Origin of the sequence: Sphingosinicella sp. (assembly GCF_013911755.1) — a bacterium.
Classification (GTDB): domain Bacteria; phylum Pseudomonadota; class Alphaproteobacteria; order Sphingomonadales; family Sphingomonadaceae; genus Sphingosinicella.
Genome location: NZ_JACESP010000001.1, coordinates 301705 through 315371, shown reverse-complemented (window position 1 = coordinate 315371; position 13667 = coordinate 301705). Strand labels below are relative to the sequence as shown.

Annotated in this window: 16 protein-coding genes; 11 read left to right on the top strand and 5 right to left on the bottom strand. The window is 65.5% G+C overall.

What is annotated here, in order from left to right:
• Positions 1-85: 85 nt before the first annotated feature.
• From H2052_RS01665 to H2052_RS01640, 6 genes are all read left to right on the top strand, one after another.
• Positions 86-2191: a bifunctional (p)ppGpp synthetase/guanosine-3',5'-bis(diphosphate) 3'-pyrophosphohydrolase gene (locus tag H2052_RS01665; protein ID WP_293777158.1), complete on the top strand. Its 2106-nt coding sequence runs from the start codon at positions 86-88 to the stop codon at positions 2189-2191.
• A complete protein-coding gene (gene pyrE, locus H2052_RS01660; protein ID WP_293777156.1) occupies positions 2188-2772 on the top strand; it encodes an orotate phosphoribosyltransferase in 585 nt (194 codons plus the stop codon). The genes H2052_RS01665 and pyrE overlap by 4 nt, the downstream gene beginning before the upstream one ends.
• Positions 2769-3518 (top strand): pyridoxine 5'-phosphate synthase, encoded by a 750-nt coding sequence (locus tag H2052_RS01655; protein ID WP_293777154.1) that lies wholly within the window; start codon positions 2769-2771, stop codon positions 3516-3518. The genes pyrE and H2052_RS01655 overlap by 4 nt, the downstream gene beginning before the upstream one ends.
• A 2-nt stretch (positions 3519-3520) precedes the next feature.
• The gene (gene acpS, locus H2052_RS01650; protein WP_293777237.1) at positions 3521-3928 is read left to right on the top strand and encodes a holo-ACP synthase; all 408 of its coding nucleotides are present in this window, start codon (positions 3521-3523) and stop codon (positions 3926-3928) included.
• Positions 3925-4734, top strand: coding sequence for a signal peptidase I (lepB, locus tag H2052_RS01645; protein WP_293777151.1), 810 nt, complete (start codon positions 3925-3927; stop codon positions 4732-4734). The genes acpS and lepB overlap by 4 nt, the downstream gene beginning before the upstream one ends.
• A 169-nt stretch (positions 4735-4903) precedes the next feature.
• On the top strand, positions 4904-5248 hold the full coding sequence (locus H2052_RS01640) for a DUF559 domain-containing protein (protein ID WP_293777149.1): 345 nt from the start codon (positions 4904-4906) through the stop codon (positions 5246-5248).
• Between the two features lie 5 nt (positions 5249-5253).
• Here H2052_RS01640 and H2052_RS01635 read toward each other — a convergent pair whose 3' ends face one another.
• Positions 5254-5745, bottom strand: coding sequence for an FKBP-type peptidyl-prolyl cis-trans isomerase (locus H2052_RS01635; RefSeq protein WP_293777147.1), 492 nt, complete (start codon positions 5743-5745; stop codon positions 5254-5256).
• A gap of 62 nt (positions 5746-5807) precedes the next feature.
• Positions 5808-6014 (bottom strand): 30S ribosomal protein S21, encoded by a 207-nt coding sequence (gene rpsU, locus H2052_RS01630; protein ID WP_004208618.1) that lies wholly within the window; start codon positions 6012-6014, stop codon positions 5808-5810.
• A 104-nt stretch (positions 6015-6118) separates the two neighbouring features.
• Here rpsU and H2052_RS01625 point away from each other — a divergent pair, with 104 nt between their 5' ends.
• The 4 genes from H2052_RS01625 (at position 6119) to ssb (ending at position 9550) form a co-directional block, all read left to right on the top strand.
• Positions 6119-6838 (top strand): COQ9 family protein, encoded by a 720-nt coding sequence (locus tag H2052_RS01625; RefSeq protein ID WP_366484162.1) that lies wholly within the window; start codon positions 6119-6121, stop codon positions 6836-6838.
• A 73-nt stretch (positions 6839-6911) separates the two neighbouring features.
• Positions 6912-7178, top strand: a complete 267-nt coding sequence (locus H2052_RS01620; RefSeq protein ID WP_293777231.1) for a FeoA family protein — start codon at positions 6912-6914, stop codon at positions 7176-7178.
• Positions 7175-9028, top strand: coding sequence for a ferrous iron transporter B (locus H2052_RS01615; protein WP_293777098.1), 1854 nt, complete (start codon positions 7175-7177; stop codon positions 9026-9028). The genes H2052_RS01620 and H2052_RS01615 overlap by 4 nt, the downstream gene beginning before the upstream one ends.
• A gap of 24 nt (positions 9029-9052) precedes the next feature.
• A complete protein-coding gene (ssb, locus tag H2052_RS01610) occupies positions 9053-9550 on the top strand; it encodes a single-stranded DNA-binding protein (protein WP_293777095.1) in 498 nt (165 codons plus the stop codon).
• A 223-nt stretch (positions 9551-9773) separates the two neighbouring features.
• Here the strand turns inward: ssb and H2052_RS01605 are convergent, their stop codons facing one another.
• Together H2052_RS01605 and H2052_RS01600 are read right to left on the bottom strand one after the other, a co-directional pair.
• Positions 9774-10304 (bottom strand): DUF177 domain-containing protein, encoded by a 531-nt coding sequence (locus tag H2052_RS01605; RefSeq protein WP_293777092.1) that lies wholly within the window; start codon positions 10302-10304, stop codon positions 9774-9776.
• On the bottom strand, positions 10301-10825 hold the full coding sequence (locus H2052_RS01600) for a ubiquinol-cytochrome C chaperone family protein (RefSeq protein ID WP_293777090.1): 525 nt from the start codon (positions 10823-10825) through the stop codon (positions 10301-10303). Before H2052_RS01600 ends, H2052_RS01605 begins: the two co-directional genes overlap by 4 nt.
• 144 nt (positions 10826-10969) lie before the next feature.
• Between H2052_RS01600 and bamE the strand changes: the two genes are divergently transcribed.
• On the top strand, positions 10970-11428 hold the full coding sequence (bamE, locus tag H2052_RS01595; RefSeq protein ID WP_293777087.1) for an outer membrane protein assembly factor BamE: 459 nt from the start codon (positions 10970-10972) through the stop codon (positions 11426-11428).
• Between the two features lie 79 nt (positions 11429-11507).
• On the opposite strand, the gene H2052_RS01590 is transcribed toward bamE, so the two are convergent.
• Complete coding sequence (locus H2052_RS01590; protein ID WP_293777084.1) at positions 11508-13595, bottom strand: sodium-translocating pyrophosphatase; 2088 nt, start codon at positions 13593-13595, stop codon at positions 11508-11510.
• Positions 13596-13667 lie beyond the last annotated feature (72 nt).

Genomic DNA, 13667 nt, shown 5'->3' with positions numbered 1-13667 from the left:
TGCCGCATAAAACGATCAACTCTCCCCTTGCCCCGCACCGCCCCATGCCCCCAAATAGTGACGGGAGGATGAAAGAAAGGCGCGTGTGCTCAGGCAGTTCGAACTTGTCGAGAAGGTAAAGGCCTACGATCCCAGCGCGGACGAGGATTTGCTGAACCGCGCCTATGTGTTTTCCGTGAAGGCGCACGGCAGCCAGCTTCGCGCGAGTGGCGACCCCTATTTCTCGCACCCCATCGAGGTGGCGGGCATCCTGACCGACCTGAAGCTCGACGACGAGACGATCGCCACCGCCATTCTGCACGACACGCTGGAAGATACGGTCGCGACACCGGAAGAGGTCGAGGCGCTCTTTGGCAAAAACGTCGCGCGGCTCGTGGACGGCGTGACCAAGCTCTCCCGCATCGAGGCGCAGACCGAAAGCGAGCGCGCCGCCGAGAATTTCCGCAAGTTCCTGCTCGCGATGTCCGACGACATTCGCGTGCTGCTGGTGAAGCTCGCCGACCGGCTGCACAACATGCGCACGCTGCACTTCATCAAGGACCCGGAGAAGCGCAAACGCATCGCCCGCGAAACCATGGACATTTACGCGCCGCTCGCCGAGCGGATCGGCATGTACGAGTTCATGGACGAGATGAAGCAGGTCTCGTTCCGGGAGCTGGAACCGGAAGCCTACCAGTCCATCACCACCCGGCTCGAACGCCTGCGCGCCGCGGGTGGCGACCAGCTGACGCGGATCAGCACGGAGATCAAGGACGTGCTCGGCAGCCACGGTGTCGATGCCGATGTGGCAGGACGCGAGAAGCGGCCGTTTTCGATCTGGCGCAAGATGCAGGAACGGCACATCCCGTTCGAGCAGCTTTCGGACGTGATTGCGTTCCGCGTGATCGTGAACCGGCCGGACGACTGCTACCGTGCGCTCGGTGTCATCCACCAGCGCTGGCCGATGGTACCGGGGCGGTTCAAGGATTTCATCTCGACGCCCAAGCGCAATGGTTACCGCTCGCTGCACACCACGATCATCCACGGCGAACAGATGCGCGTGGAAATCCAGATCCGCACGCGCGGGATGCACGAACAGGCCGAAATGGGCCTTGCCGCCCACTGGGCCTACAAGCAGGACGAAAACGCGCGCGCTTCCGAGCGTTACCCTTGGCTTTCCGACCTTCTCGAAATCCTGGATCAGGCGGGAAGCCCCGAAGAGCTGATGGAGAACGCCAAGCTCGGCCTCTATCAGGACCAGGTGTTCTGCTTCACCCCCAAGGGCGAACTGATCCAGTTGCCCCGCGGCGCGACGCCGGTGGATTTCGCCTATGCAGTGCATTCGAAGATCGGCGAAACAACCGTGGGCGCCAAGGTGAACGGGCGCGTCGTGCCGCTGCGCACGACGCTTGCGAACGGCGACCAGGTGGAAATCCTGCGCTCCGCCCGCCAGCAGCCCGACGCGACGTGGGAGAGCTTCGTGGTGACGGCAAAGGCGCGCGCCGCGATCCGCCGCTTCATTCGCCACAAGGAGCACGAGGAACAGGCCGCTCTCGGCGAACGCCTGCTTGCCGATATCATCAAGCGGCTCGACGTGAAGCTGAACGACACCGCGATCACGGATGCGCTCGGCCGCCTCGGCCTGCAGGATCGCGACGACCTTGTAATGGGGCTTGCCGCGCACCGGATCGAGGACGACGCCGTGATCGACGCGCTGCTGCCGGGGCGCATCCTAAACGCGCGCGCCAAGCGGCGGGCGAAGCGCAACCCCAAGGCGAAGCTTTCGATCAAGGGTCTCACGCCCGGCGTTTCAGTGCATCTCGCTCAGTGCTGCAGCCCGATCCCCGGCGACCGCATCATCGGCATCCGGCGCCAGAGCGGCAGCATCGACGTGCACACGATCGACTGCTCAACGCTCGCCGACGCGGACGGGCGCGAATGGCTCGATCTTGGTTGGGGCGACGACAATGACGGCGCGGTCGTGCGGCTTTCCGCGGTGCTTCGCAACGAAACAGGCAGCCTCGCCACGATGACGGGCGTGCTTGCAAAGCAGGGCGCCAACATCGTGAACATGCGCACGCACCACCGCGACCGCGATTTCCACACCTTCGTGGTCGATGTCGAGGTGGACAATCTGGCGCATCTCACGAATATCATCGGTGCGTTAAGGGCGACCGACGCCGTGACATCCGTGGAGCGCATGAAGGCATGACAGACGAAGAGGTTCTTGGGGAATTCCGCGCCGCCGAAGCGCTGCTTGAGGGGCATTTCATTCTGTCCTCCGGCCTGCGCTCGCCGAAGTACCTGCAGTGCGCGCGCGTGCTGATGGACCCGGCGCGCGCCGAACGGCTGGCAAAGGCGCTCGCAGCGAAAATTCCGGCGGACCTGCGCGGGCAGATCGAAGCGGTGGTGGCGCCCGCGATGGGCGGGCTCATCATCGGTTACGAAGTGGCGCGCGCGCTCGGCGTCGATTCGATGTTCGTCGAGCGGCCCCAGGGAACATTCGAGCTGAGGCGCGGTTTCCGGCTGGAACCGGGCACGAAGGTACTGATGATGGAAGACGTGGTGACGACCGGGCTCTCCTCGCGCGAGGCCATCGCGGCCATCGAAGCGGCGGGCGGCAAGGTGATCGCGGGCGGCTGCCTCGTCGATCGCTCGAACGGCGCCGCCGACATCGGCGTGCCGCTCTATTCGCTGATCCGTCTTGATGTCCCGACATACGCCGCCGACCGGCTGCCGCAGGACCTCGCCGCACTGCCCGCAGTGAAGCCCGGGTCGAGGGCGGCCGCGTGAGCCCGCTGCGCCTCGGCGTCAACATCGATCACGTCGCCACGATCCGCAACGCGCGCGGGGGCGTGCATCCCGATCCCGTGAAAGCAGCGCTGATCGCGGCGGCAGCGGGTGCGGACGGCATCACCGCGCACCTGCGCGAAGACCGGCGGCACATCAGCGACGACGACATCGCCCGCCTCGCCGCCGAGATCGACCTGCCGCTCAACCTCGAAATGGCGGCGACCGAGGAGATGCTGGACATCGCGCTCCGCCATGCGCCGCATGCTGTCTGCATCGTGCCCGAGCGACGCGAGGAGCGCACGACCGAGGGCGGTCTCGACGTTGTCGGCAACCAGCCCAATCTGCGAACCTTCGTAGAACGCCTCTCCGGGCGCGGCTGCCGCGTGAGCCTGTTCATCGAGCCCGACCCCGAGCAGATCGAGGCATCCGCCGCAATGGGTGCCGCGGTCGTCGAGCTGCACACCGGCCGCTATGCGCTGACCGAAGGTATGTCACGCGACGAAGAGCTGGAGCGCCTGATCGCAGGCGCCACGCTGGCGGCGAAGCGCGGCCTCGAGGTGCACGCCGGGCACGGCCTGCGCTTCGACAACGTGGCCCCGATCGCGGCGATTCCCGAAGTCGTCGAGCTCAATATCGGGCATTTCCTTGTCGGGGAGGCTGTGTTCATCGGTCTCGACGCCGCGATCCGCGAAATGCGGCGGCTGATGGACGAAGCCCGCGCCGCATCCACCGCCCCGGGAGCCTGATCCTGCCACACGTCGTCGGCCTCGGCTCTGACCTCTGCAACATCGAGCGAATCCAGTCGAGCCTCGACCGGTTCGGCGTGCGCTTCATCAACCGCGTGTTCACCGAGATCGAGATCGCCCGCTCAGAACGCCGCGTGCTGACGCGCGCCGCCTCCTACGCCAAGCGCTTCGCGGCGAAGGAGGCCTGCTCGAAGGCGCTCGGCACCGGCTTCCGGCGCGGCGTGTTCCTGCGCGACATGGGCGTCATCAACCTCCCCTCGGGCCAGCCGACGCTGGCACTGACCGGCGGCGCGGCGCTACGGCTTGCTGAGATCACGCCCGAGGGACACACGCTCGACATCCACCTGACACTGACCGACGACCACCCGTGGGCGCAGGCGATGGTGCTCATCACGGCGCGGGCACTGTGAGCGGCAGGAAACCGGGCATCGACTGGAAGAAGGAGCTGCGCTACGCGGCGCTCCTCGGCATCGCGGTGATGGGCATCTGGTCCTTCGTCGCCAAGCCCTTCTTCATCCCTTCGGAATCGATGGTGCCGACGCTTCTGGTGGGCGACCGTCTCGTCGTCAGCAAATATCCCTACGGCTTTTCCTACCTCTCGCCCTTCCTGCCCGTGCTGCCGAAGATGGAGGGCCGCGCGTTCGGCAAGCTCCCAGAACGCGGCGACATCGTGGTCGTGAAGTCGCCGAGCGACCACAAGGACTGGATCAAGCGCGTGATCGGCCTGCCCGGCGACACCGTACAGATGCAGGGCGGCGTGCTCTTCCTCAACAACACCGCCGTGCCGAAGCGGGCGGCATCGCCGACGATGATTCTGGAAACCGAGAACATGCCCTGCGCGCGGCCGGAGTTCCGCGTGACCGAGGCCGATGGAACACGCTTCTGCCGCTATCCGCGCTTCATCGAAACGCTGCCCGGCGGGCGCAGCTATGCCGTACTCGACCTGCTGTTCAGCTACGCCGACGATACACCGCCCGTGCTCGTGCCGCAGGGCCATGTGTTCCTGATGGGCGACAACCGCGACCGTTCCGCCGACAGCCGCTTCTCACCCGAAGAGGGCGGGCTCGGCCTGCTGCCGATCGAGAATGTGATCGGCCGCGCCGAGTTCACGACCTTCTCGCTCGACGGCAGCCAGCGATTCTGGAACCCGGTGAGCTGGTTCACCGCGCTGCGCGGGGACCGGGCGTGGATTTCGCTGCGGGACGGGGAAGAGTAACGGCGGCACAGCCACCCTCACCAACTTCGCCTATGGCCTGCGGCCAAGGCTTCGTAACCTCTCCCATCAAGGGAGAGGTTGGTCTGTATCCCCTCTCCCTTGATGGGAGAGGGAGGGGCCCGCCGCGAAGCGGTGGGAGGGTGAGGGTGGCCGGATGAAAAGCTATCCAATGACGGGAGCAATCCCCCGCGCACGGCGACTACGGCGAGACGCGACCGTGTTCGAACGGATACTTTGGTCCGCGCTTCGTGAACGGCTGCCGGGATTGAGGTTTCGCAGGCAGGTGCCGTTCGGACCTTACATCGCCGATTTTGCGAGTCATCGGGCGCGGCTGATTGTCGAACTCGATGGCGACGGACATGCGTTCCAGATCGAAGCGGATGCGGTGCGAACCCGGTTTCTGGAGGGCGAAGGCTATCGCGTGCTGCGGTTCTGGAACGCGGAGATCGTGGAAAATCTGGATGGGGTGATGGAAACGATCGGCGCTGCAGCCACCCTCACCGACTGCGACTAGCCGTCTTACTGACCCAGCACACCCTGTTCGAGAGCCTCGCGCGGTGCGATTTCGAGGAGCTCGACATCAAACTCCAGCGTCGCGTTCGGCGGGATGACGCCGCCTGCGCCTTCCGCGCCATAGGCGAGCTGCGGCGGGATGCGGAAGCGGTATTTGGAGCCCTTCGACATCAGCTGGATGCCTTCCTGCCAGCCGGGAATCACGGCGTTCACCGGGAAGGCAGCGGGCTGGCCGCGATCGTAGCTCGAATCGAACTTGGTACCGTCGAGCAGGCGACCTTCATAGTGGACCAGCACCACGTCCTCGGCGGTCGGCTTCTGGCCGGCGGCTTCGCGGACCACTTCGTACATCAAGCCTGAGGCTGTCGTCTGCATATTGCTGGGTACCGCAAATTTCTGTGTTCCGGCCCATGCGAGTGCGCCCATGCCGACGAGAAGAACCGCGATGAGCAGAACCCAACGGCCAAGGCCGCTACCGCGCGTCGCAACAGTCGCCATCAGCGCACACTCCAGACCTGAAACCTGAACGAGACCCGGCCCCTTTCGAGCCGGAAACCGGCTTAACGAACGCCGTCGCGCTCGGCGCGCTTGCGTTCCAGCTTGCGGGCGCGGCGAACGGCGGCGGCCTTCTCGCGAGCACGCTTTTCAGAGGGCTTTTCGTAGTGACGGCGCAGCTTCATCTCGCGGTAGACGCCTTCACGCTGCAGCTTCTTCTTGAGCGCACGAAGGGCCTGATCGACGTTGTTGTCGCGAACGATGATTTGCATTGCGGCCGTCTACTCCAATCCAGTTTTGCCGTTTGCCCGGCACAATAAAATGAGCCGCCGGAGGCAAGCCTCGGCGGAAAGAGGGCGCGATCTAGCAGATTCGCGTGCGTGCAGCAAGGGCTGACGCGCCGACGCGCCTCGTGTATCACATGACCATGACCGACGCCATCACGCCCGCAGACATGACGCTCGACGAGCTTCGTCCGATCTTGATCGAAGCGCTGTTACCCAATGTGGCGTTCGACGGCTGGAGCGCGGCGGCGCTCGATGCGGCCGCAGCGGCCGTCGGCATACCGGCGGATCGGGCGCGGCTGGTGTTCCCCAGCGGCGCGGCCGAGATGATCGATGCCTGGATTCTGAAGACAGACCGCGACATGGCCGCCGAGATGGAGAGGCGCGGAACCGCCGCCATGAAGATTCGCGAACGTATCACCACAGCGATCCGAATCCGCATCGAACAGGCGCGGCCGCACAAGGAAGCCGTGCGCCGCGCGTTCGCCGTGCTCGCACAGCCCCAGAACGCCGCGCTTTCGGCACGCACGCTGTGGCGCAGCGCCGACGCCATGTGGCGCGCCGCGGGCGACACGGCGACCGACTTCAACCATTATACCAAGCGCCTGTCGCTTGGCGGCGTCTACGCCGCGACACTGCTCTATTGGCTGCAGGACGAAAGCGAGGACGACGCGGAAACGTTCGCGTTCCTCGGCCGCCGCATCGACACGATCATGCAGGTGGAAAAGGCCAAGATGCGGTTCCGCGAACAGGCGGGCAACCGCCCGCGCCTCTCCCGCTTCCTCGGCCGCCTGCGTTATCCTGCCGCGTAGGTCGCGCCTGCCCTAGTCAAGCCTCATTGAACATGATAATCGCTCGCAACAGTACGGGCAGATCAGAGTGTTCATGCAGATCGAGGATCTCAAGGTCGGGCAAACCGCCAGCATCGTGAAGATCAGGGAAACCGGTACGCACGCCGCCGAGGCGCTGCGTCTGCGTGAAATGGGATTCGACGAGGGCATCGAGATCGAGCTGCTGCACCGCGGCCTTATCGGCGGTTGCCCGATCGCGTTGCGCGTGGGCAGCAATGTCATCGCATTGCGCAAGGCCGCATCGCGGCTGATCGAGGTCAACGTTATACCTGCCGGGGTACAGGCCGAGGCCGCCGAATGAATGCCGTGACCACCGTGCCGATGGTGGCGTTGGTCGGCAACCCCAATGCCGGCAAGACATCCTTGTTCAACGCACTGACCGGCGCGCGGCAGAAGGTCGGCAACTATCCGGGCGTCACCGTGGAGCGCAAGGTCGGTGCCATGCAGCTGCCCGACGGTTCGAACGTCGAGATCGTCGACTTGCCCGGCACCTACAGCCTCAGCCCGCATTCCCCCGACGAGCAGGTGACGCGCGACGTTCTGATGGGCGAGCACGGCATCGAGCGGGCGCCGGACGCCATCATCTGCGTGGTGGATGCCACCAACCTGCGCAACCACCTGCGATTCGTGCTCGAACTCGCGCGGCTCGGGCGGCCGATGGTTGTCGCGCTCAACATGATCGACCTTGCCGACCGCGACGGCACGAAGGTCGACACGGCGAGGCTCTCCCAGCTTCTCGGGCTTCCCGTGGTGCCGACCGTTGCCGTGCGACGGCGTGGTCTTGCCGATCTGGGGCAGGAAACGGCGACGATGCTGATGCGCGAGGCCGTGCCCGCGGGACCGGGCGCTGACATTCGCGCGCTGCAGCACGAGGCGCAGCGCATCGCCGACGCGGTGACCACGCTTTCCGGCGGCGCGGGAGCCGCGACACGCCGCATCGACAATGTCGCTCTCCATCCCGTGTTTGGACCCGTGATCCTAGCCGTGCTGCTGTTCATCATGTTCCAGGCGGTGTTCGCCTGGGCCGAAGCGCCGATGGCGTGGATCGAGGACGGAATCGCCGCGCTTCAGGCCATCGCGGCCAGCGTGATCCCCGAAGGCTGGGTGGAATCGATGATCGTGGACGGCGTGCTCGCCGGCGTCGGCGGCGTGGTGGTGTTCCTGCCGCAGATCCTGATCCTGTTCGCGTTCATCCTCGTGCTCGAACAATCGGGCTACATGACGCGCGCGGCGTTCCTGATGGACCGGCTGATGGCCTATGTGGGCCTCAACGGGCGCGCGTTCATCCCCCTCCTCTCCTCCTTCGCCTGCGCGATTCCCGGCATCATGGCGACGCGCAGCATCGACGACCCGAAGGACCGGTTGACCACCATTCTGATCGCGCCGCTGATGACGTGCTCGGCGCGGCTTCCGGTCTACGCCGTAATGATCGCCGCGTTCATCCCCGATCGGCAGGTGGGCTTCGCGAACCTGCAGGGCCTCGTACTGTTCGGCCTCTATCTCTTCGGCATCGTTGGCGCGATGGTGGCGGCGCTGGTGCTGCGACGCACGGTAACGCGCGGCGCCGGCAGCGGCTTCATGATGGAGATGCCGAAATACCAGTGGCCGGTCCTTCGCGACCTTATCATTGGCCTTTGGCAGCGCGGCGTCGTCTTCATGAAGCGCGCCGGCGGCATCATCCTCGCCTCGACGATCCTGCTGTGGGCGTTCGCAAGCTATCCGGTGCCCCCCGAAGGCTCCGACGAATCCCCGATCGAATATTCGATCGCGGGGCGCATCGGCAGCGCGCTCGAAGTGGTGTTCTCTCCCATCGGCTTCAATCACGAGATCAGCATGACCATGCTGCCCACGCTCGCCGCGCGCGAAGTCTCCGTGGCGGCGCTCGGCACGATCTACAGCCTGCAGGCCGACGACGACGAAGCCTTGCAGCAAGGCCTTGTCGAACGGCTGCGCACGGCGTGGCCCCTGCCCACCGCGCTTGCCTTCCTCGCGTGGGTTGTGTTCGCCCCGCAGTGCATCTCGACGCTCGCCGTGGTGAAGCGCGAGACCAACGGGTGGAAGTGGCCGCTGTTCATGTTTGCGTACCTGTTCGCTCTTGCCTATGTCATGGCCGGACTCACGTACTGGATCAGCCGGGCACTCATCGGCTGATCCCCAAGCGAACAAGGACAAGGCATGGCGGGCAGCGTCAACAAGGTCATATTGATCGGCAATCTCGGCGCGGACCCGGAAGTGCGCACGATGGGCAGCGGCGGCAAGGTCGTGAACATGCGCATCGCCACATCCGAAAACTGGACCGACAAGGCGAGCGGCGAACGCCGCGAGAAGACCGAGTGGCACAACGTCGTGATCTTCAACGAGAACCTAGCGCGCGTTGCCGAGCAGTACCTGAAGAAGGGCAGCAAGGTCTATGTCGAGGGCCAGTTGCAGACCCGCAAGTGGCAGGACCAGTCCGGTCAGGACCGCTACACCACAGAGGTAGTACTGCAGCGTTTCCGCGGCGAGCTGACCCTGCTCGATGGCCGCGGTGAAGGCGGTGGCGGCGGCAACTACGGCGGCGGTGGGCCGAGTGGCGGATCGGGCGGCGGCTTCGGCGGCGCAAGCGGCGGCGGATCGCGCCAGGGCAGCCGGCCGAGCTTCGACGACGATCTCGACGACGACGTGCCGTTCTGAGTCTGTCGGCACGATTTACAGTTTGAAGGGGCGTCCGTTCGGGCGCCCTTTTTATTAACCATTCAAGGGGTTGGCCGCGTTCAGAGACGGTCTCTGCATTCGCCGCTGGCACAGGGCTTGCAGAGGATGCCGCGTGGGCAACGGCTCTCGCCCATACCAGAGTCCCATGTCTCTGATCTCACGCAAGACCGGGGAGCCACGCTTCCCGGTCTTGCACTCCTTTTCAGCTGTTGCGCTTCAAGACCGCGAACGGGCTTGCGTTTGCCTTTTCGGCAGCCTCGCGCGCCGCTGCCTCTTCCTCGCTCAAAAGCCGCTTGCGCGCCGCAGCGAGCACCTCGGCAGACGCGCGCGGATAGGGGTCGAGCGCAAGACCAAAGGTCTGCGCGGCAGCTTCTCCGAGGTCGATGCTCCGCCCTTCGATGGGCAGCACGTCGCAGTCCGCCTCGTGAAGCTCGACCTCATCGCCGGCCGGCCCGAGATCGTGCAGGAACAGCAGTGCCACAGGTTCGTCTATGTGCGCCGGAACATCCTCGCCGGAAGTAACGCAGGCCTGCACCGCTTCGGCCTCGATACGACCGGTCAGGCGGACGCCGCCGGGCGCAGGCGTGGCTGTCAGCACGGCATCCAGCCGGTCCAGCGACCGCAGATCGAAGCGCGCGGCAAGCGCGGCACGCTCCTGCGGATTTGCCGTGATACGGCGTTCGACACCCGCGCCGATCTCGTCCAGCGCCAGTATGCGCACGAATTCGCTCATCCCAGAAACTCCGAAAGCGGCCGCGCGGAGAAGCGCGCCCATTCCTCGCGCACATTCAGCTCCAGCCAGTCCAGCCGGTCGGCTGCGACATCCTCGCCGCGCAGCACGTTGCGGGTGAGCGCCGTGCGCAGCAGCGCGGAATCCGCATCCGCGGCAAGGGCATCGCGGTAGCTGCCGAGCCGGCCGCCGAGCGCCTGCATGGCGCGGCCCATGTGCTTGCCGATCACCATGTCGCCGATGCCGATCTCACGGAAGCTGCCGTCCATATCCGCCACGAAACGCTCGATGAGCAGGCTGGAAAGCGCACGCGCGCGCGCATCGTCCGCATCGCGTTCGAGCCGGACGAGCAGCAACGACAGCGCCAGCACGACCATGTCGAAACGGCCGTCGACGGTGTCGGGCACGCCGCCCGATACATACCAGTCCGGTCGGCGCGCAACGGCGACGATCTCGTCGTAAAGCTCCGCCGCGCGCACCTCTCCGTCCGCCCCGGCACTCCGCCTTTGCAGCCATTTCAACATGGTTCAGTCCCGTTTCATCCTGTAAGCGCTAACGAAGAGGCACGGCTCCAGCTTGCGGGGCCGCGGCAACATGCATATTGAGTGGCGAGGCCGCGAGGTCAATGCGCGGAGCGCGCCAGGATCAGGCCAGGGTCAGGAGTGTCCATGTCGGTGAAACGGGTTGTCGGAACGCTTGCGATCGTCGTCGCGCTGGGCGCGTGCACGCGGATCACCGACCGGCAGGGCTTCCTTGCCGATCAGGAGCTGATCGCCGCGATCTCGCCGGGCGTGGACAACCGCGCCTCTGTTGAAAAGACACTGGGCCGGCCGACCTTCGTTTCCAAGTGGGACGAGAACAGCTGGTACTATCTCGCCCGCACGACGAGCCAGCTGGCCTTCCTCCCGTCGAAGCCGACGTCGCAGGACATGCTGAAGATCACCTTCGACAGCGCGGGCAATGTGACCGGCGTCAGCCGCGACCAGACGCTCGACCAGATCGTTCAAGTGATACCGTCGGGCGACAAGACGCCGGTTTACGGCCGCGACTCGGGTTTCTTCGAGGACATCTTCGGCAACATCGGTGCCGTCGGCGCCGTAGCCCCCGGCCCGAGCCGGGATCAATAAACCACCCTTCCCGTCCAGGGGCAAAAAAAGAGCCCCGCCGGATCGCTCCGGCGGGGCTTTTTTCGCGCAGATGCGCAGATCAGTGCGCGGCGAGGCTCGCGAGGAGGAGCAGCGCCACGATGTTGGTGATCTTGATCATCGGGTTCACCGCCGGGCCCGCCGTATCCTTGTACGGGTCGCCCACAGTGTCGCCGGTGACCGCGGCCTTGTGAGCCTCGGAGCCCTTGCCGCCGTGATTGCCGTCTTCAATATACTTCTTGGCGTTATCCCACGCGCCGCCGCCGGAAGTCATTGAGAGCGCCACGAAGAGACCCGAGACGATGACGCCGAGGAGCAACGCGCCGAGGGCGGCGAAGCCCTGCGCCTGACCCGCGATGGCGGTAATCACGAAATACACGACGATCGGCGCCAGCACCGGCAGCAGCGAGGGGATGATCATCTCCTTGATCGCCGCCTTGGTGACCAGGTCCACCGTGCGGGCATAATCCGGACGGCTGGTGCCCTCCATAATGCCCTTGTTGGTGGCGAACTGGTCGCGCACGTCCTTCACCACGTCGCCCGCCGCGCGGCCCACGGCGGTCATGCCCATCGCACCGAAGAGATACGGGAGCAGCGCGCCGAGCAGGAGGCCGACCACAACATAAGGGTTGGACAGAGCGAAATCGACCTGAACGTCCCCGAAGAAGGTGTTGAGGTCGGCCGTGTAGGCACCGAACAGCACCAACGCGGCAAGGCCTGCCGAACCGATCGCGTAGCCCTTGGTGACTGCCTTGGTGGTGTTGCCGACGGCGTCGAGCGCGTCCGTGCGCTGGCGCACGTCCTTGTCGAGGCCGGCCATTTCGGCGATGCCGCCCGCATTGTCCGTGACAGGACCGTAAGCGTCGAGCGCCACAACCATACCCGCGAGCGCCAGCATCGCCGTCGCCGCAAAGGCGATGCCGATGTAACCAGCGAGCGCGAAGCTGCCGAGCATACCCGCGCAGATGACGAGCGTGGGCAGCGCGGTCGCTTCAAGGCTGATGGCGAGACCCTGGATGACGTTCGTGCCGTGACCGGTTTCCGACGCCTTCGCGATCGAGCGCACCGGGCGGTAGTTCGTGCCCGTATAATACTCGGTGATCCAGACGATGAGGCCGGTGACGGCAAGGCCGATCAACATGCAGTAGAAGAGCGCACGGCCGGTGAGGCCGCCGATCTCCGTCTCCATGCCGCCGAGCGCCATGCCGGTGACGTACCAGAGCGCCGGGATCGCAAGAATCGCCGACACCGCGAAGCCTTTGTACATCGCACCCATGATGTTCTGCGATTTACCGAGGCGAACGAAGAACGTGCCGATGATCGAGGTGATGATGCACACGCCGCCGATGATGAGCGGCAGACCCATGAGGCCGTAGAGCGCATCGCCAGCAGCCGTTCCGACCAGAAGCGCAGTCAGCACCATCGTGGCGCCGACAGTGACGACATAGGTTTCGAAAAGGTCGGCCGCCATGCCGGCGCAATCGCCGACGTTGTCACCGACGTTGTCCGCGATGACCGCGGGGTTGCGGGGGTCGTCCTCGGGGATGCCCGCTTCGACCTTGCCGACGAGGTCGGCGCCGACGTCGGCAGCCTTGGTGAAGATGCCGCCGCCGAGACGCGCGAAGATCGAGATCAGCGAGGCGCCGAATGCGAGCGCGACGAGCGCATCGATGACGAGGCGGCTATCGGGCGCATTCCCCGCCATGTTGACGAGATAGTAGAAGAAGCCGGCGATCGCGAGGAGCGCGAGGCCCGCCACGAGCAGACCCGTCACCGCACCGGCGCGGAACGCCATCGTGAGACCCTGCTGGAGCCCGGCGCGCGCAGCCTCCGCCGTGCGCACGTTGGCGCGGACGGAGATGTTCATGCCGATGAACCCGGTGAGCCCCGAAAGCACGGCGCCGAGCACGAAGCCGATGGCCGACGTGACTCCCAGGAAATAACCGACGAGCGCCGCAACGACGACGCCGACGACGGCGATGGTGCGATACTGGCGGCCGAGATAGGCGGCCGCGCCTTCCTGAATGGCGCCCGCGATTTCCTGCATCTTGGCATTGCCCGGTGAGGCGCTTGTTACGCTCTTCGTGGTGACAATGCCGTAGAGCACGGCCGCGAGGCCGCACAATATGGCGACAACAACAACGTCCATGAACGAACCCCTGCTGCTCGCCTTACCCGCCCTTGCCGGGCAGGCAGGCGCGTTTCCCCAAGTTTGACTTTA

Coding starts and splice junctions, on each gene's coding strand:
- H2052_RS01590 (WP_293777084.1), bottom strand. CDS start 13,595: ATGGACGTTGTTGTTGTCGCCATATTGTGCGGCCTCGCGGCCGTGCTC.
- H2052_RS01635 (WP_293777147.1), bottom strand. CDS start 5,745: ATGGCGACTGTTGCGACGCGCGGTAGCGGCCTTGGCCGTTGGGTTCTG.
- H2052_RS01615 (WP_293777098.1), top strand. CDS start 7,175: ATGAATGCCGTGACCACCGTGCCGATGGTGGCGTTGGTCGGCAACCCC.
- ssb (WP_293777095.1), top strand. CDS start 9,053: ATGGCGGGCAGCGTCAACAAGGTCATATTGATCGGCAATCTCGGCGCG.
- H2052_RS01640 (WP_293777149.1), top strand. CDS start 4,904: ATGACGGGAGCAATCCCCCGCGCACGGCGACTACGGCGAGACGCGACC.
- H2052_RS01620 (WP_293777231.1), top strand. CDS start 6,912: ATGCAGATCGAGGATCTCAAGGTCGGGCAAACCGCCAGCATCGTGAAG.
- bamE (WP_293777087.1), top strand. CDS start 10,970: ATGTCGGTGAAACGGGTTGTCGGAACGCTTGCGATCGTCGTCGCGCTG.
- pyrE (WP_293777156.1), top strand. CDS start 2,188: ATGACAGACGAAGAGGTTCTTGGGGAATTCCGCGCCGCCGAAGCGCTG.
- H2052_RS01605 (WP_293777092.1), bottom strand. CDS start 10,304: ATGAGCGAATTCGTGCGCATACTGGCGCTGGACGAGATCGGCGCGGGT.
- H2052_RS01600 (WP_293777090.1), bottom strand. CDS start 10,825: ATGTTGAAATGGCTGCAAAGGCGGAGTGCCGGGGCGGACGGAGAGGTG.
- rpsU (WP_004208618.1), bottom strand. CDS start 6,014: ATGCAAATCATCGTTCGCGACAACAACGTCGATCAGGCCCTTCGTGCG.